The organism is Roseibium sp. RKSG952 (assembly GCF_009711355.1).
Genome location: NZ_SMMF01000944.1, coordinates 13,818 through 29,629, shown reverse-complemented (window position 1 = coordinate 29,629; position 15,812 = coordinate 13,818). Strand labels below are relative to the sequence as shown.

At 59.9% G+C, this 15,812-nt stretch carries 17 protein-coding genes; 13 read left to right on the top strand and 4 right to left on the bottom strand.

Annotated elements, in window-relative coordinates; genetic code table 11:
* Positions 1-3 precede the first annotated feature (3 nt).
* From E1297_RS29720 to htpG, 7 genes are all read left to right on the top strand, one after another.
* On the top strand, positions 4-462 hold the full coding sequence (locus E1297_RS29720; RefSeq protein ID WP_196223438.1) for a hydrogenase maturation protease: 459 nt from the start codon (positions 4-6) through the stop codon (positions 460-462).
* Positions 455-796, top strand: coding sequence for a hydrogenase maturation nickel metallochaperone HypA (gene hypA, locus E1297_RS29715; protein WP_155144607.1), 342 nt, complete (start codon positions 455-457; stop codon positions 794-796). Before E1297_RS29720 ends, hypA begins: the two co-directional genes overlap by 8 nt.
* A complete protein-coding gene (gene hypB, locus E1297_RS29710; protein WP_155144606.1) occupies positions 796-1,623 on the top strand; it encodes a hydrogenase nickel incorporation protein HypB in 828 nt (275 codons plus the stop codon). Before hypA ends, hypB begins: the two co-directional genes overlap by 1 nt.
* Before the next feature lie 11 nt (positions 1,624-1,634).
* Entirely contained in the window at positions 1,635-1,904 is a 270-nt protein-coding gene (locus E1297_RS29705) for a HypC/HybG/HupF family hydrogenase formation chaperone (RefSeq protein ID WP_155144605.1), read from the top strand.
* Entirely contained in the window at positions 1,901-3,052 is a 1,152-nt protein-coding gene (hypD, locus tag E1297_RS29700; protein ID WP_155144604.1) for a hydrogenase formation protein HypD, read from the top strand. Before E1297_RS29705 ends, hypD begins: the two co-directional genes overlap by 4 nt.
* The gene (hypE, locus tag E1297_RS29695) at positions 3,049-4,086 is read left to right on the top strand and encodes a hydrogenase expression/formation protein HypE (RefSeq protein WP_155144603.1); all 1,038 of its coding nucleotides are present in this window, start codon (positions 3,049-3,051) and stop codon (positions 4,084-4,086) included. Before hypD ends, hypE begins: the two co-directional genes overlap by 4 nt.
* A 150-nt stretch (positions 4,087-4,236) precedes the next feature.
* Positions 4,237-6,117: a molecular chaperone HtpG gene (gene htpG / locus E1297_RS29690; RefSeq protein ID WP_155144602.1), complete on the top strand. Its 1,881-nt coding sequence runs from the start codon at positions 4,237-4,239 to the stop codon at positions 6,115-6,117.
* Between the two features lie 71 nt (positions 6,118-6,188).
* On the opposite strand, the gene E1297_RS29685 is transcribed toward htpG, so the two are convergent.
* Genes E1297_RS29685 through E1297_RS29670 form a run of 4 tightly spaced genes read right to left on the bottom strand, consistent with a single transcriptional unit; the run spans position 6,189 to position 10,086 of the window.
* Complete coding sequence (locus tag E1297_RS29685; protein ID WP_155144601.1) at positions 6,189-7,016, bottom strand: heme ABC transporter ATP-binding protein; 828 nt, start codon at positions 7,014-7,016, stop codon at positions 6,189-6,191.
* Positions 7,017-7,021: 5 nt separating this feature from the next.
* Entirely contained in the window at positions 7,022-8,155 is a 1,134-nt protein-coding gene (locus tag E1297_RS29680; RefSeq protein WP_155144600.1) for an iron ABC transporter permease, read from the bottom strand.
* Entirely contained in the window at positions 8,152-9,057 is a 906-nt protein-coding gene (locus E1297_RS29675) for a hemin ABC transporter substrate-binding protein (RefSeq protein ID WP_368669733.1), read from the bottom strand. Before E1297_RS29675 ends, E1297_RS29680 begins: the two co-directional genes overlap by 4 nt.
* A complete protein-coding gene (locus tag E1297_RS29670) occupies positions 9,058-10,086 on the bottom strand; it encodes a hemin-degrading factor (RefSeq protein ID WP_196223439.1) in 1,029 nt (342 codons plus the stop codon).
* A 314-nt stretch (positions 10,087-10,400) separates the two neighbouring features.
* Here E1297_RS29670 and E1297_RS29665 point away from each other — a divergent pair, with 314 nt between their 5' ends.
* From E1297_RS29665 to E1297_RS29640, 6 genes are all read left to right on the top strand, one after another.
* Positions 10,401-12,506 carry a TonB-dependent receptor gene (locus tag E1297_RS29665; RefSeq protein WP_209016072.1) on the top strand — a complete coding sequence of 702 codons (2,106 nt, stop codon included), beginning with the start codon at positions 10,401-10,403 and terminating at the stop codon, positions 12,504-12,506.
* Between the two features lie 73 nt (positions 12,507-12,579).
* Entirely contained in the window at positions 12,580-13,008 is a 429-nt protein-coding gene (locus E1297_RS29660) for a hypothetical protein (protein ID WP_155144598.1), read from the top strand.
* A gap of 11 nt (positions 13,009-13,019) precedes the next feature.
* Positions 13,020-13,712 carry a MotA/TolQ/ExbB proton channel family protein gene (locus tag E1297_RS29655; RefSeq protein ID WP_155144597.1) on the top strand — a complete coding sequence of 231 codons (693 nt, stop codon included), beginning with the start codon at positions 13,020-13,022 and terminating at the stop codon, positions 13,710-13,712.
* Positions 13,702-14,082, top strand: coding sequence for a biopolymer transporter ExbD (locus tag E1297_RS29650; RefSeq protein ID WP_155144596.1), 381 nt, complete (start codon positions 13,702-13,704; stop codon positions 14,080-14,082). Before E1297_RS29655 ends, E1297_RS29650 begins: the two co-directional genes overlap by 11 nt.
* 48 nt (positions 14,083-14,130) lie before the next feature.
* A complete protein-coding gene (locus E1297_RS29645; RefSeq protein WP_209016071.1) occupies positions 14,131-14,496 on the top strand; it encodes a biopolymer transporter ExbD in 366 nt (121 codons plus the stop codon).
* Positions 14,493-15,743, top strand: a complete 1,251-nt coding sequence (locus tag E1297_RS29640) for an energy transducer TonB (RefSeq protein ID WP_155144594.1) — start codon at positions 14,493-14,495, stop codon at positions 15,741-15,743. Before E1297_RS29645 ends, E1297_RS29640 begins: the two co-directional genes overlap by 4 nt.
* Positions 15,744-15,812 lie beyond the last annotated feature (69 nt).

Sequence of the window (15,812 nt, the reverse complement as noted above, 5' to 3'; positions counted from 1 at the left end):
GCCATGCTGCTGATCGGTTACGGCAATCCGGGACGGGGGGACGACGGGCTCGGACCGGCCTTTTCAGAAGGCATGTCCGCCCGTGGCTTGCCGGGGCTCGAAGTCGATACCGATTATCAGCTGGTTGCAGAGCATGCCTTTGCGCTGTCGGAGCAGGATATTGTGATCTTCGTGGATGCGGAAATCGGCGGCGAGGACAGCTTTTCCTTCCGGGAAATCCTTGTAGGCACGCCAGACGCCATGGGCAGCCACAGCCTGACACCGCGCACCGTCTTGAGCCTGTGCCAAACCCTTTATGGAACCGCACCGCGCGCCTATGTGCTTGGCATATCCGGCTATGAGTATGGCGAGGTGAAAGAGGGATTATCGGAGCGGGCAAAAGCCAATCTGGCCGAAGCCGAGGCGTTCTTTCTGGACTGGCAGGCGGAACAGACTTCAAACCTGGAGCTAGCTCATGCATGAAGTGTCGCTTTGCGAGAGCATGCTGGATATCCTGAAGGCCCAGGCGGCACGGGATCATTTTACCCGTGTCAAACGGGTCGCTGTCGATATCGGAGCGCTGTCCTGTGTAGAGCCGGAAGCTCTGAAATTCGGTTTTGACGCGGTCATGAAGGGGTCTCTCGCTGACGGGGCCGTGCTTGAGATTTCGCGACCGGCTGCGCAAGCGCTGTGTCTCGACTGTTTCAGGACCGTGCCGGTTGGCAAGCGGTTCGATACCTGCCCGGAATGCGGCTCGGAAGCGCTTCAGGTGGTGGCGGGCGAAGAGCTGAAAATCCGGGAACTGGAGGTGGTCTGATGTGTACGGTTTGCGGCTGCGGCGAGGGGCATGTCCATGTTCAGTCTCATGAGCAAGACCATCATCACGGCGATGACGGCACTCGGCACTTGCATTTCGGCCAAGGCGAAGCCGGGACTTCGGTGCCGGGGATGAGCCAGACACGGATCATTCAGGTCGAGGCGGATATTCTGGGCAAGAACAATGCCTATGCCGCGAAAAACCGGACGCATCTCGCGGAACGTGGCGTGCTGGCGCTTAATCTCGTTTCCAGCCCCGGCGCGGGCAAGACCACATTGCTGGTCGAGACGCTGAAAGCGCTTTCCGGCAAGGTCCCGGCGGCGGTCATCGAGGGCGATCAGCAAACCAGAAATGATGCGGACCGGATCCGGGAAACCGGTGTCCCGGCGGTTCAGATCAACACCGGCAAGGGCTGTCACCTTGATGCGCATATGGTGGGCCACGGGATCGAAAAGCTTGGCCCCGAGCAAGGCTCCATTCTGTTCATTGAGAATGTCGGCAATCTTGTGTGCCCGGCGGCCTTCGATCTTGGGGAGGCCTTTACGGTTGTCATCCTTTCCGTGACCGAGGGGGAGGACAAGCCGCTGAAATACCCGGATATCTTTGCCACGGCCGACGTGATGATCCTCAACAAGACCGATCTGTTGCCGCATCTCGATTTTGATGTGCCCGAGGCAATCGCCAATGCGCGCAAGGTCAACCGCCGGATCAAGGTGCTGGAAGTGTCGGCACGCACCGGCGAGGGCCTGAGCGACTGGTTGCGGTGGCTCGAAGGCGCGCGAGCGATGCAAATGGCGGGCGCTGCGGCCCCACGTGCGGCAGAATAGGAGAGAACCACATGTGTCTGGCCATTCCCGCAAGGGTTGTTTCCGTGGACAGCGATGACATGGCAACTGTTGCTCTGGAGGGAATACGGAAACCGGTTTCGACTGCCTTGCTGGAGGAGGTCGCAGTCGGCGACTACCTGCTTGTCCATGTCGGGTATGCGCTTCACAAGCTCAGTGAGGAAGAGGCCGAGCGGACACTGCAGCTGATGGCGGAAGCCGGTGTCCTGGCCGAGGAGCTGGAAGAAATGACCGGCGGTTCCAAGGCGGAGGCTCCGGCATGAAATACATCTCCGAATTCCGGGACGGGAAACTTGCCAAGAAGCTTGCAATGGCCATCACGCAGGAGGCAGATCCGGCGCGCCTCTATCACCTGATGGAGTTTTGCGGCGGCCATACCCATGCGATCTTCCGCTATGGCGTGCAGGATCTGGTGCCCGGGAATGTGACCTACGTGCATGGTCCGGGCTGCCCGGTCTGCGTGCTGCCGGTGCGGCGGCTGGATGATGCGGTGGAGCTGGCGCTCACCGAAGGCGTGATCCTGACCACCTATGGCGACATGATGCGCGTGCCCGGCACCCGGCAGAAAAGTCTGATCAAGGCCAAGGCGGAAGGGGCCGACATCCGCATGGTCTATTCGACACAGGATTCCTTGCAAATCGCGCGGGACAATCCCGACCGGCAGGTCCTGTTCTTTGCCATCGGGTTTGAAACCACCACGCCGCCGACTGCTGTTGCGATCCTTCAGGCGCAAGCCGAAGGGCTGAAGAATTTCACCGTCTTTTGCAATCATGTCCTGACGCCGCCCGCGATTGCCCACATTGTTCAGGCACCCGCCGAACCGGGCGAAGACCCGGTGCGCATCGACGGCTTTCTCGGGCCGTCCCATGTCAGTTCGGTGATCGGGTGGGCGCCATATGAACCGGCTGCCCGCAATTTCCGCAAACCGATCGTGATTGCCGGGTTTGAGCCGCTCGACGTGATGCAGTCGACCCTGATGCTGATCCGCCAGATCAACGCGGGGCGGCATGAGGTGGAAAACCAGTACACCCGGGTCGTCACCCGTGGCGGCAACGAGAAAGCTCAAGCACTGGTGGCCCGGGTACTGGAGTTGCGCGACGAGTTCGAGTGGCGCGGTCTCGGAACGGTGCCGGAAAGTGCGCTGAAAATACGGGAAGCCTTTGCGGACTTCGATGCAGAGAAACGTTTTGCCGTCACGCCAAAGCAGTCGCGTGAGGTGAAGTCCTGCGAATGCCCCGCGATCCTGCGCGGGGTCAAGAAGCCGGTTGATTGCAAGCTGTTTGGCACGGTCTGTACGCCGGAAAATCCGATGGGAGCCTGCATGGTATCGTCGGAAGGTGCGTGTGCGGCCTATTGGACCTACGGGCGCAAGCGGGCTGCCGCACAAACACAAAAGGAAAAAGCCGCATGACCGGCCCCGTTTATCAGGAGACATTTCGCACCGGGGCCGTCGACCTGACCCATGGCGGCGGCGGACGGGCGATGTCCGACCTGATTGAGGACCTGTTTCACCGGTACCTGAAGAATCCGATCCTGGATCAGGGCCATGACGCCGCCGTTTTTGACGCTCCGCCGGGCCGTCTGGTCATGTCAACCGATGCCCATGTCATCTCGCCGCTGTTTTTCCCCGGTGGCGATATCGGCGCGCTTTCGGTCCACGGCACCTTGAACGATGTCGCCATGGCAGGCGCAAGGCCGATTTCCCTGACTGCGGGTTTCATTCTGGAGGAGGGCTTTCCACTGGCCGACCTCGAGGCAATCGTGATCTCCATGGCAAAGGCCGCGCGAGAGGCCGGTGTTCCCATTGTCTCTGGCGACACCAAGGTCGTGGAAAAGGGCAAGGGCGACGGTGTGTTCATCACCACGGCGGGCGTTGGTGTCTTGCCCGGGGGCGTGTCGATTTCCCCCCGGTCTGCGAAACCTGGGCAGGCTGTGCTGATATCCGGCTCCATCGGTGATCACGGTGTTGCCATCCTGTCCAAACGGGAGAACCTTGCATTCGAGACCGAAATCCGGTCCGACAGTGCTGCTCTGCATGGGCTGGTTGCGGAGATGATTGCGGCTGTTCCTGAGATCTCGGTGTTGCGGGACCCGACACGCGGCGGGCTGGCGACTGCGCTGAACGAAATCGCCCATGCCTCCGGTGTTGGTATCGTTCTTGAGGAAGACGGCATACCGGTCAATCCGGACGTGCAGGCGGCCTGCGAAATTCTGGGTCTGGATCCGCTTTATGTCGCCAATGAAGGCAAGCTGATCTGCATTTGCGACGAGGTACGGGCACCGGTTCTGCTCAATGTCATGCAGGGGCATCCGCTTGGGCAACAGGCGGCACGGATCGGCACCATTGTCGAGGACCCGGACGCGATGGTCGTGATGAACACGTCGTTCGGGGGCGCAAGGGTTGTCGATTGGCTCAGCGGGGAGCAATTGCCGCGTATTTGCTGATCCTGATGCCGAGGATTGGCAAATGTCCGGAATCCCGCTTGGTTCCACAGTGTTGTAGTTTTTGCGCCTTGTTTTACGGAAGGGGCGAAACTAGCTATCAATCGAAGCCATTTATTGCCCTTTACAAAATTATTGAACGGGAGAAACAGGATGACGGACACCGCCGTCAAGGAAACCTACGAATTCCAGGCCGAAGTCGGCCGTATTCTGGAAATCGTCACGCACTCGCTCTATTCGAACCGCGAAGTGTTTCTGCGCGAATTGATTTCCAACGCATCCGATGCGTGTGACAAGCTCCGCCACATGGCGTTGACGCAGCCGGAATTGATCCAGGGTGACACCGAATTCAGGATCACGATCCACGCCGACAAGGAGGCGAACACGCTGACCGTTACCGATAATGGTATCGGCATGGACCGGGACGACCTTCTGGAAACCCTCGGCACGATCGCGAAATCCGGGATTGGCGCTTTTCTCGACAAGCTTAAGGAAGACGACAAGAACGGTCTGAACCTGATCGGGCAGTTCGGCGTCGGCTTCTATTCGTCGTTCATGGTGGCGACAAAGGTTGACGTTCTGACCCGGAAGGCGGGAACAGACGAGGCCCATCTCTGGTCTTCGGAAGGCCAGGGCGAATTTTCCGTCGAGCCGGCGGAACGGGATGGACGCGGCACCACCATCACCTTGCATCTCAAGGAGGATGCGAGCGAGTTTCTGGAAAAGATGCGCATCCAGCGGGTGGTGCAGACCTATTCCGATCACATCGGATTTCCGATCCTGTGGGGGCAAGGCGAGAATGTCAGCGAGCTGAACGAGGCGTCCGCGCTCTGGACCCGTCCGGCCAAGGACATCACGCCGGAGCAGTACAAGGAATTCTATCATCATGTGACCAAGGGCTACGATGAGCCTTCCATGACGATCCACAACCGGGTGGAAGGGGTCGTCAGCTACACGAACCTTCTGTTCGTGCCGACGATGCCACCGTTCGATCTGTTTTCCCGGGAACAGAAGTCGCACGTCAAGCTTTATGTCAATCGTGTGCTGATCACCGAAGAAGCGAAGGATCTGTTGCCGCACTTCCTGCGCTTTGTGCAAGGTGTGGTCGATTCGGAAGACCTGTCGCTGAACGTCTCGCGCGAGATGCTGCAGACCGATGCCAAGCTTGCAAAGATCAAGTCGAGCCTCACCAAGCGCATTCTGAAGGAATTCGGCAAATACGCTGACAAGGATGCCGAGGAGTATTCCAACTTCTGGAAGAAGTACGGCGCCGTGATCAAGGAAGGCCTCGTGGAGGATCCGGCCTTGCAGGAACGCATCCTTGAAGTCTGCCGCTTCAACTCTACCCATGGCGAAGGGCTTTTCAGCCTGAAAGAGTACATGGAGCGGATGAGTGAAGGCCAGGAAGCAATCTACTACATCGTCGGGACCGACGCCAAGAAGATTGCCAGCTCGCCGCATCTGGAAGCCTTCCGCGCCAAAGGCGTCGAAGTGCTGCTTCTCTCCGACCAGATTGACGAATACTGGGTCAACCGCGGTGCCATCTTCGGCGAAAAGCAGTTCAAGTCCGTAACCGAAGGGGCCAACGATCTCGACAAGGTCGAAGGCGAGGACAAGAAGGAAGACGAAAAGGAAACCGAGGACAAGGCCGCCAATGTCGCGCCGCTGATCGGGGCCATCAAGGTGGTTCTGGACACGGCCGTCAAGGATGTGCGCGTGTCCAAGCGCTTGCATGAAAGCCCGGTGTGCCTTGTCGGTGACGACGGCGGCATGGACATTGCGCTCGAAAGCCTGCTGCGCCAGCAGGGCAAGCTCAATGACAGCTCCCGCAAGATCCTCGAAATCAATGCCGACCATGATCTGATCCGCAAGCTTGCGGAGCGTGCCAAGGCGGATAATGCCGCCGAGGATGTGGTGCTCGAGGATGCGGCCTATCTTCTGCTCGATCAGGCCCGGATTGCAGATGGTGATGATCCGGTAGAGCCGGCCGAGTTCACCAAGCGTTTGGCCCGGGTGATGAGCAAGGCGCTCTGACCGGCCCTGCGTCAACAAAAACAGGCCCGCGCTGGTTCAGCGCGGGCCTTTTTGTTTCCGTGTGTTCGGTGTCACACGATTGGCAGAACGAACGGCACCTGTTGCTTGCGCGGTGCGGTGTTGATTTCGATCGGATGGTCGAACGCACGGGACAGCGTCTCGTTCCGGTAGACCTCGGCGACCGGACCATGGGCGATCCTCCGGCCGCCGCGCAAGGCGAGAACGGTACCGGCATAATTTGCGGTCAGATTGAGATCGTGCATCACGGCCAGAACCCCGCCGCCCTGCCGGGCGTAGTCGGCGGCCAGGTCCATGATCTGAACCTGGTGCTTGATGTCGAGGCTTGACACCGGCTCGTCCAGAAACAGCCAGCGCGGAGCGCCATCTGCGCTTACAGGCTCCCAAACCTGACACAGAACACGGGCCAGATGCACCCGTTGCTGTTCGCCGCCGGACAGGTCGTGCACCATGCGGCCTTCAAAACCGGCGAGATCGACCTTGCCGAGGGCTTCTGCCGTCCGTGCCTTTCGTTCTTCATGAGTGGTTGCAAAAGACTGCGCGGACAGTCCGAGGCCGATTACTTCGGACACGGTCAGCGGGAAGGAGAGTGAGGTGTGTTGAGCGAGCACACCACGCAGTGCGGCAAGCTCTTCCGGCCTTGTGTTGCGTATCGGCAGGCCGTTCAGGCTGATCTCCCCGGTATAGGCATGCTCGCCGGTGATGGCCTTCAGGAGCGTGCTTTTGCCCGATCCGTTCGGTCCGATGATGGCGTGGAATTTGCCCGCTTCCAGTCTGACGCTGACATCTTGCAGGACGGTGCTGCGTCCGAGATGCACGGATGCCTGTGTGACGTCCAATGTGCGGGCTGATGCTTGAATTGAAGCGCAAGGGGCCGTCATGACACTCAAAGCCCCGTCAACCCGCGCTTGCGCAGCAGGATCCAGAGAAAGAACGGTGCGCCCGCAAAGGCCGTCAGAATTCCGATCGGCAGTTCTGCGGGAGCCACCATGGTGCGGCTTGCCGCATCGGTCAGGATCAGCAGGCTGGCCCCAAGCAACGCGGAGGCGGGCAGGAGATAGCGATGGTCGGGGCCGATGGTCAGGCGCAACAGATGCGGTACGACAATGCCGACAAAGCCAATGCCGCCACTGACGGCAACCGCAGCACCCGTTGCCGCGGCGACAGCGACAATCGCCAGATTTTTCAGGCGCTGGACCCGAATGCCCATATGGCCAGCTGCGGCTTCCCCCAGCATCAGCGCGTTCAGGCCGTGCGCCAGAAACGGAACGGCGACAAGCATGAACAGGATGATCGGCCCCGCGCCGAGCACCTTGTCCCAGTTGGCACCCGCAAGCGAACCCAGGTTCCAGAAGTTGATGTCCCGCAATTGCTGATTATCTGCCACATAGACCAGGAGCCCGATCGAGGCTGCTGCCAGCGCCGTGAGCGCGATCCCCGCAAGAAGCAGGGTGGCAACGGACGTCACGCCTTGGCGCGTCCCGATGCGATAGAGAAGCAGCATGCAAAACAGAGCACCGGTAAAAGCGGCAATAGGCAAGGCGAAAGGGCCGAGGAACACGGAAACCGGAGCAAGCACAGTTCCGCCAAATACAATGAAACTGGCGGCTCCAAGCCCCGCACCAGCCGAAATGCCGATGATCCCGGGATCGGCGAGCGGGTTTCTGAACAGCCCTTGCATGACCGCACCGGACACGGCCAGGGCCGCGCCGACCAATGCGCCCAAAATGACGCGTGGCATGCGGATTTCAGTCAGGACGATCCAGTTGCGGACCGCGATCGGGTCGTCAGCCGGAACAGTGCCCTGCAAAACGTGCTTGAGAACCTGCGGCAACATCTCGATAACGGGAAGAGAAATCGGGCCGATTACTAGGCCTGCCATTATGGCAGCCAGCAGGGTAACAGTCAGACCGCAAAGGGCCAGACGCGCAAGCGATTCCCTGTCACCTCCGGTCCCCAACCGGAAAAAGGCCGGCAGGGGACCGCGGACACGCGGGGATGGGGCAACGTGATCGGTCATTGCGAGGGTGGGACGATCTCATAAGCGGCCAGGGCTGAAGCCAGTTCGCTGACAGCGCCAGCGGTGCGCGGGCCGAAGCCGAGCAGATACTGACCGTTCATGCGGATGATCCGCTTGTTGAGGCCGGCCGGTGTGGCGGCAACGGACGGGTGTTCGAAAATGTCTGCACCCTCGTGATCGCCTGTCCGGTCCATCATCAGGATCACATCCGGAGCAGCCTGCAGGATCGCCTCGTCGCTCAGCGGCTTGTAGCCAGAAAAGGCCTGCATCGCGTTTTGGGCCCCTGCCAGCTTCAGGATGCCGTCTGCCGCAGTGTCCGTGCCCGAGGCAAGGATCCGTCCGCCCTGTGTCGAAAGCACGAACAGAACCTTGACGTGAGCGGCCTTGCCGTCAGCTTGGCTGTGCGCTTCCGAAAGATCCGCTTTCACGCCCGCAGCCAGATCCGCTGCCTGATCCTGTTTGCCGAGAGCTTCACCCACGGCCAGAACCTTCTCCGCGATCCCCTCGGCGGTGAAGGCTTCGGGGATACTGGCGATCGGGATGCCGGCCTTTTGCAGAAGCTCCACGGTTTCCGGCGGGCCGCTTCCCTCCAGCAACAGGATCAGGTCCGGGCCGACCGACAGCACCCCTTCCGGCGAAAGCGCCCGGATATAGCCGACATCCGGCAGGGCGGCGGCGTCTTGCGGAAAGATGCTGGTGGTGTCGCGCGCCACCAGCCGGTCCTCCTCGCCGAGCGCATACACGATTTCGGTTACAGCCCCGCCGACAGAGACGATCCGTTGCGGAGCCTCTTCGGCGGCTTGTGCCGGTGTGATGACATGATCGAGTTTCAGAGGTGTGAGCGCTGCCATAACCGTCAGCGCACTTGCGGCCAGAAGCTCCTTGAAAGCGCGGCGGTTCACTTATGCACCTCCCAAAGCAACAGCCCGTTCGATCTGCGGCAGACGCTCGACCAGATCGCGCCAGTCCGACCGTTCGACCTGGCCTTCCTTGCGCACGCCAAAGAACTGGATGATCAGATTGCCGGTATCGTCATAGGCCTCGATCGAGGTGACATGTTCGGTGTCGGCGGGCTTGCGCACTGCCCAGACCGTCGTGATGTGATCCGTGCGCAGGTGCAGATGGAAGGTCGGGTCCATCACGTTGATCCAGGGTCCCTTTTCCATGATGTTTTCGACCGGTCCGGAATGAATCTGGATGCAGCCACGGTTGCCGACAAAGCACATGATCGGAAGGTTTTCACCCGCTGCATGATGCAGCATGGCGGTGACTGCGCCCGGGTCGAGTTTCCAGGCCCAGCTGTCGCCCGCCAATTCGAAGGCACTTTGACGATCAAGACCGAGGTCGCGCAAAAGGCCGTGGAACTGGTGCGGATCAGTCATGCCTTGCCAACGCTCGCGCAACACCGGCTCCAGATGAGAGGCGGGCTTCTGGCGTTCGGTTGGCGACGCCTCCGTCACCCCTTCGGCGATCACGTCCGACTGATTGTCCGAAACGAGACTGTCGACCAGACGGTTCCACGCGTCCAGATCGGTCGCAGTCCGGGTGTGGATTTTTTGAACCGCTTCGCCATGGGCATCAAAAAACTGCAAGGATCTGCGAACCGCGTCGCCGTCCTGCTTTTCGACCGCAAACCCGTGAACCCAGGAGGACGGAAACATGCGGGTGTCGATCTGCTCGCCGAGCATCAGGGCTGCGTGCTTACCGGAGACGAATTTCTCGAACGGCCCGATCTTTTCATGCACAGCACTTTCGTTGCGCGTCAGTGCCATGACCTCGCCGACCGTCTTCAGGCCTTCGAAGATGTCGTCAAAACGGACCTCAAGGCGTCGTGTTCCGTGGCCGCAAAAACTCGCCACCAGTTCAGCCTCCGAAACACCCAGCATCCGGGCAAGATCACGTTCGCGCATTTTCGGATATTGCGTGCGCATGGTCCGGATGTGCTGCGGGTTCGGTGTGGCGCCTTGAACAGGGTTGCCGTCGGTCATTTATTAAAGCCTTCGCGTCTCAAACGTCCTCCCCACGGTCAGGTTTACCCGAAAGGCACATCGAACCTGTCTTCGGAAAACTTGTTGCATTTCCGGTGGTTCAATAGCGTTTCGGTCATTCCCTGCCGGGATGTAATACTTGACTCTCATAATCATGTTTCCTATGAACTGCAATACCTGAGTTCAATATTCATATTATATTGAGTGACACGGCGCGGGAAAAAGCGCGGCAAACGCGCAGGCAGATGGAGCATGGAATGGGGTCGTTTAAGGGCCATCAGAAATATCTGATGGGAACCGTTGCGGTTGGGGTTTTGGTTATAGCGGGACAGGCGGCAGCTCAGGACGGGCAGAAGGTGCAGGATGTTACGCCACTCGACCGGATTGTGGTGGGGACTGGTGTCGAAAAAGTGGCGATCGACACACCGCAGGCGGTCACCGTTGTGGATCAGGAAGCAATCGACGAGCTGCAGCCGCGGACCGTCGGCGATCTTTTTGCCGAAATCCCGGGTGTGACGTCGACAGGCAGCAACTCGGTTTTCGGTGAAAGCATCAACATCCGCGGCATTGGTGAATCCCTTTCCGGCGACGAGTCGCGCATCATCATTCAGGTCGACGGCGTCAACAAGTTTTACGAACAATACCGGATGGGATCGTTCTTCTCCGATCCGGAACTCTATAAGCAGGTCGAGGTTTTGCGCGGCCCGGCCTCTTCCACCCTTTATGGCGCCGGTGCAATGGGCGGGGTCGTCCTGTTCGAAACCAAGGATGCCAGCGATTTTCTCGATGAAGGTGATCTCTATGGCGGTCACTTGAAAACCGGCTGGGATTCCAATGGCAACGGCTGGCTGACCAGCGGAATTGTTGCGTTCGAGCCTTTCGAGAATTTCGAGGTTCTCGGGGCTTTCAATTACCGCCAGTCGCAAGATTTGACCGACGGCCACGGCAACAAGATCAGCGACAGCGACTTCAGCTCCATGAGCGGTCTCGCGAAGGCCCGCTATACATTCGGGGCCAACGACGATCAGTCGGTGTTTGCCAGCTACGAGCGCTGGTACAGCGACGAAGACAACCAGACCTATGACCAGATCGAGTGGGGAACCGGGTTTGGTGACGTGGATCGCACCGTGACCGATCAGACTGCGATCATTGGCTATGAAAACGCATTTTCCGGCAATGACTTGCTGGACTTGAAGGCGCAAGTCAGTTGGTCGGATACACGGGTCGAGCAGGACAATCAGGATGAAGTCTGTGTTCAATTCAGCCCCTCCACGCCCCCTATTTGTTACTATCCGTTCGGTTACAGCTCGGAATATTCCTACGAGACCTGGCAGGGCAATATCGACAACCTGTCGACGCTGACCTTGGGCGAAAGCTGGATTGCCTATGTCTCGACGGGTCTGGATGGACATTATCAGGAACGCAAGAATCCGCGTGATTTCGGCACCTACACCCAATCCGGGTCAAACACTCATCCGGAAGGGGACTCGACCCTTGTCGGTGGTTATGTCCAGAGTGAGTTTGTCTGGAATGACCAGGTGACCCTGATCCCAGGCATGCGGATTGATTATTCGCAGGTTCATGTCGGCAGTTATGTCGACAGCAGCGGTACGACGGTCAATCTGAACGACACCCAGAGCGAATTTGGCTATTCGCCAAAGTTCGCAGCATTGGTGAAGATGTCGGAATGGTTCGGGATTTTCGGGTCTGTTGCCCGTACCGAGCGTCTTCCAACCCTCGACGAAGCCTACAACAACTACACCGTCAACGACGTCGAGAAGGAAGTCTCCAACAACTTCGAGGCCGGGTTCACCCTGTCGTTCAACGATCTTGCGAGTGACGGTGATGCGCTGCAGATCAAGACGACGGCCTTCCGCAACAACATCTCGAACTTTTATGCCAGTTACTGGGACGGGTCTGAAGTCCAGACCGATATCGTTCCGAAGGCGCGGTATCAGGGGCTTGAGATCGAGGCAGCCTACGCTTCCGAGACGTGGTATGCGGGCCTCGGCGGGTCGATCATTCGCGGCACCAATGTCACCGACGACACTTATCTCAATGCAGTTCCTGCCGACAGCCTGTTCCTGAAAGTCGGCTATGTCTATCAGCCCTGGGATCTCGATTTCGGCTGGAAGGGCGACTTCTACGCCACGCAAACCCGCGTCGGCGACGACGAGAGCGAAACCGCAGGCTACGCCCTCCATAATCTCTATGCCGCCTGGAACCCGGAGGACGGCCACTTCCGGAACAGCGAAGTCCGGTTCAACATCGACAATATTTTCGACAAGTCCTACCGGAACCACTTGAGTGACGACGAAGGGGCCGGCCGCAGTTTCAAGCTGAGCTTCACCCAGAGATTTTGACGATATCCGGCCGCCTGGTCTCCGGGCGGCCGGACCTGTTTTTGACTTTTTTTGACGGGCGAGGGAGCTGTTGATGTTGAATGCAAGGCGAATTCTGAAATCCATTTTTCTGACGGCAGCTTGCCTGGCGGCACCTGCTGCGCAAGCCGCCGGACCGGCGGAACTGGCGATCGAATTGAACAAGGTTGAGCCAGCGGAAAGCGGTTGCAAACTGTCTTTTGTCGCCGTCAACGGCACTGGCCATGCGCTGGACAAAAGCTCTTATGAGCTGGTGTTTTTCGACCGCGACGGCGTGATTGCCCGTCTCACGGCCATTGATTTCGGCAAGCTGGCTGCCGGCAAGACCGTGGTGCGCCAGTTCAATGTGCCCGGTGTGAGCTGCGAGAACACCGGCCGGATCCTGGTTAACGGGCCATCAGGCTGTACCGGCGAGGTGCCGTCCGCCCATTGCTCCGCGCCGCTTGCGCTGACCAGCCGCACATCCGTGTCCTTCATTCACTAGGAGGTTTTCCGATGGTTTCCACCGTTCTCGATCGTGTGTTCGAACTGCTTGATCTCGGCGGCCCGGTCGTCACTGTCATCGCGGGATTGTCAGTCATCGCTCTGGCGGTGATCCTGATGAAGGTGGCCGAGTTTCTGCGCTGCCACGTCGGGCAAAAGCACCGTGCCGAGACCGCCGCGCGCTACTGGATGGCCAACCGCCAGACCGAAGCCCGGCAAATGCTCGTCAATCCGGTGAGCGCTGCGGAACGTGCCGTCTCAACCGCCATGGAACTTTCTGTCACCAGCTGTCTCGACAAGGCGCGGGCGGAGGAGCGAATCGCCAGCGATGCGGCAGCCGACCTGCACCGGTTTTCGCGCGGTGTCCGCGCTCTTGAAGCCATTGCCCAGGTTGCGCCTTTGATCGGACTGTTCGGCACCGTGCTTGGCATGATCGAGGCGTTTCAAGCCTTGCAGAACGCGGGCTCGAACGTGGACCCGTCCGCACTTGCCGGCGGGATCTGGGTGGCGCTGATGACGACAGCTGCCGGGCTTGCGGTCGCCATGCCCGTGTCGCTGGTGGTGACCTGGCTGGAAGGGCGGCTGGAAAGTGAACGGGTGGCGGTTGAAACGCTGGCCGCGTCTATTCTGCTCAATGCCCAGAGCGCGGGGCTTCAACCGCGCCCGGCGGCCCCCCAACCGGCCCGGTTTGCGCATGCATATTAACCGCCCGCAGCGCCGGGCCAGGCCGATTTCACTGACGCCGCTGGTCGATGTGATCTTTCTGCTGCTGCTGTTCTTCATGCTGTCGTCCACCTTCACCCGGTTTGGCGAGGTGGAAATCGGTGCGCCCGGTGGCGGCGGTGGCACGGGGGCCGTGCCCAAGGCGCTGCTTCTGGTCGAGGGCGATGCCTTGCGCCTGAATGGAAATGCCGTTGAACCCGACAGGCTGCACGGTGAGGCGGAAGCGCTGACGGCACGCGACATAGACAGCCTGCTGGTTCTGGTGCGCGGCGAGACGACCACCCAGCAACTGGTCACCGTGCTTTCGGATTTGAAATCCGTCGAGAACCTGAGCGTGACCCTTGCCCGATAACCCGTTATCCTGATGCTGAAACTTCCTCCTCCCCAAAAGAAACGCCAGATGGAGACGACGATCTCCCTGATCAATGTCGTTTTCCTGATGCTGATCTTCTTTCTGGTCGCAGGCCAGTTGTCACCGCCCGAAGACCCGGAAGTGACACTTGCGGCGAGCGAAAATGCACCGCCCTTGCCGCCACCCGATGCCCTTTACGCGCGCGCGGATGGGGGGCTGTTTTATCGGGATGAAGCGGTTACCGCTTCCGACTATCTCGCAGGGCTGGAACAGGTGGTGGAAGATGGTGGTCCATTCGTTCGTCTGGCCGCGGACGAGGCCCTCGGTGCAACGGATCTGCTTGCCCATGTCGACGCGCTATATGCGGCCGGTGCGGGCCGCGTGGTGATCGTGACGCGGAACGAAGCACCATGAGGCTGACACGGCAGGTCTTTTTAGGTGCAATTGCCGTTTCTGCAGCACTGCATTTCGGCGTGGTGGCGTTGACCGTCAAACAAGAGCCCTTGCTTCAGATCGAAGGCGCGGGCGCGGTCCAGGATGCTGTCCTTGGTTCCTCTGCCTTCGACACCGTTCTGGCCGGAACGACGGCAGCCACAGTGACGCCGGAAGAGGTCCCGGAACCTTTGGCCGCCGAAAGACCGCGCCAGGCAGCAGAAGCGGAAACAACCGAGCTGATCCGTCCAGAGGCCGTGAACCCTGTTGCACCTGCAGCCATTGAAACGGCAACACCGGCCGCTGCCGTTCCCCTGCAAAAGGCGGAAGCCGCTCTCGCCGTTCCGCTCGCCGAACCGGCGATGCTCTCTCCCGACGACATCCTTCGAGAGGCCCCGGTTCAACCGGATGCAACAATTCAACCTGCGGAACCGGTGCAATCTGATCCGGCCGAACTGCTGGTGGCTAAGGTCAGCGCCGACAAAGTGGCCGAATCCGCAAATCTACAACCTCAAGCTCAGCCTTCAAAGGCCGATACATCCGAACAGGCAGAGGCGCCGCGGCCGTTGGAACCTCAGGATCCTGCAGAAAATGTGGAGCCTGCGGAGATGGCCGAACCGATCAATCCGGCCGGGGTTTCTGCAAAGGCAGACGTAACCGCGCCCTTGGAAACAGCCGAAAAGCCGGAGATACTACAGCCCGTGCAGACTGTGGGCATCCCGCGCAGACGCCCGCCGGACCGGCCCTTGAAACAAGCCGGGGCACGGCCTGACCCGGCTGCCAAAACGGAGACCACCCGGCCCAAAAGAACCGCCGCAGAGCGTCCCGCCGCCAACCGGAACGCGGTCAGCGCAGCTTCATCCGACGGGCAAGGCGGTCAGGGCGCGCGCACGGCAAAACGCGGCGGGTCCCAGCGCAAGGGAAAGGCTGCGCAAGCGGGCAACTCCGATGTCACCAACTACCCTGCCAAGGTCCAGCGCAAGCTCGCACGTTCTGTCCGCGCGCCGCGAGGTGGCGGGGGGCAGGTGAAAGATGTGGTTGTTGCCTTCACAATTGCGGCTTCCGGCGGCGTGAGCAATGTCCGGCTGGTGACGTCCTCGGGCTCGACCCGTCACGACGAGGAGGCCCTCAAAGCGGTTCACCGCGCTGCACCCTTCCCGAAAATCCCGGAAGCGGCCAATCGAAGAAGCTGGTCATTTACATTGCCGGTTCGTTTCAAGCGCAATTGATTTGGTGTTTGCCCGGCTGAGTTTGGTATTCTGAATATTAGTCGTGTTCAGTAAGGTAATTTTGCTTGT

Coding starts and splice junctions, on each gene's coding strand:
- E1297_RS29720 (WP_196223438.1), top strand. CDS start 4: ATGCTGCTGATCGGTTACGGCAATCCGGGACGGGGGGACGACGGGCTC.
- hypA (WP_155144607.1), top strand. CDS start 455: ATGCATGAAGTGTCGCTTTGCGAGAGCATGCTGGATATCCTGAAGGCC.
- hypB (WP_155144606.1), top strand. CDS start 796: ATGTGTACGGTTTGCGGCTGCGGCGAGGGGCATGTCCATGTTCAGTCT.
- E1297_RS29705 (WP_155144605.1), top strand. CDS start 1,635: ATGTGTCTGGCCATTCCCGCAAGGGTTGTTTCCGTGGACAGCGATGAC.
- hypD (WP_155144604.1), top strand. CDS start 1,901: ATGAAATACATCTCCGAATTCCGGGACGGGAAACTTGCCAAGAAGCTT.
- hypE (WP_155144603.1), top strand. CDS start 3,049: ATGACCGGCCCCGTTTATCAGGAGACATTTCGCACCGGGGCCGTCGAC.
- htpG (WP_155144602.1), top strand. CDS start 4,237: ATGACGGACACCGCCGTCAAGGAAACCTACGAATTCCAGGCCGAAGTC.
- E1297_RS29685 (WP_155144601.1), bottom strand. CDS start 7,016: ATGACGGCCCCTTGCGCTTCAATTCAAGCATCAGCCCGCACATTGGAC.
- E1297_RS29680 (WP_155144600.1), bottom strand. CDS start 8,155: ATGACCGATCACGTTGCCCCATCCCCGCGTGTCCGCGGTCCCCTGCCG.
- E1297_RS29670 (WP_196223439.1), bottom strand. CDS start 10,086: ATGCGCACGCAATATCCGAAAATGCGCGAACGTGATCTTGCCCGGATG.
- E1297_RS29665 (WP_209016072.1), top strand. CDS start 10,401: ATGGGGTCGTTTAAGGGCCATCAGAAATATCTGATGGGAACCGTTGCG.
- E1297_RS29660 (WP_155144598.1), top strand. CDS start 12,580: ATGTTGAATGCAAGGCGAATTCTGAAATCCATTTTTCTGACGGCAGCT.
- E1297_RS29655 (WP_155144597.1), top strand. CDS start 13,020: ATGGTTTCCACCGTTCTCGATCGTGTGTTCGAACTGCTTGATCTCGGC.
- E1297_RS29650 (WP_155144596.1), top strand. CDS start 13,702: ATGCATATTAACCGCCCGCAGCGCCGGGCCAGGCCGATTTCACTGACG.
- E1297_RS29645 (WP_209016071.1), top strand. CDS start 14,131: ATGGAGACGACGATCTCCCTGATCAATGTCGTTTTCCTGATGCTGATC.
- E1297_RS29640 (WP_155144594.1), top strand. CDS start 14,493: ATGAGGCTGACACGGCAGGTCTTTTTAGGTGCAATTGCCGTTTCTGCA.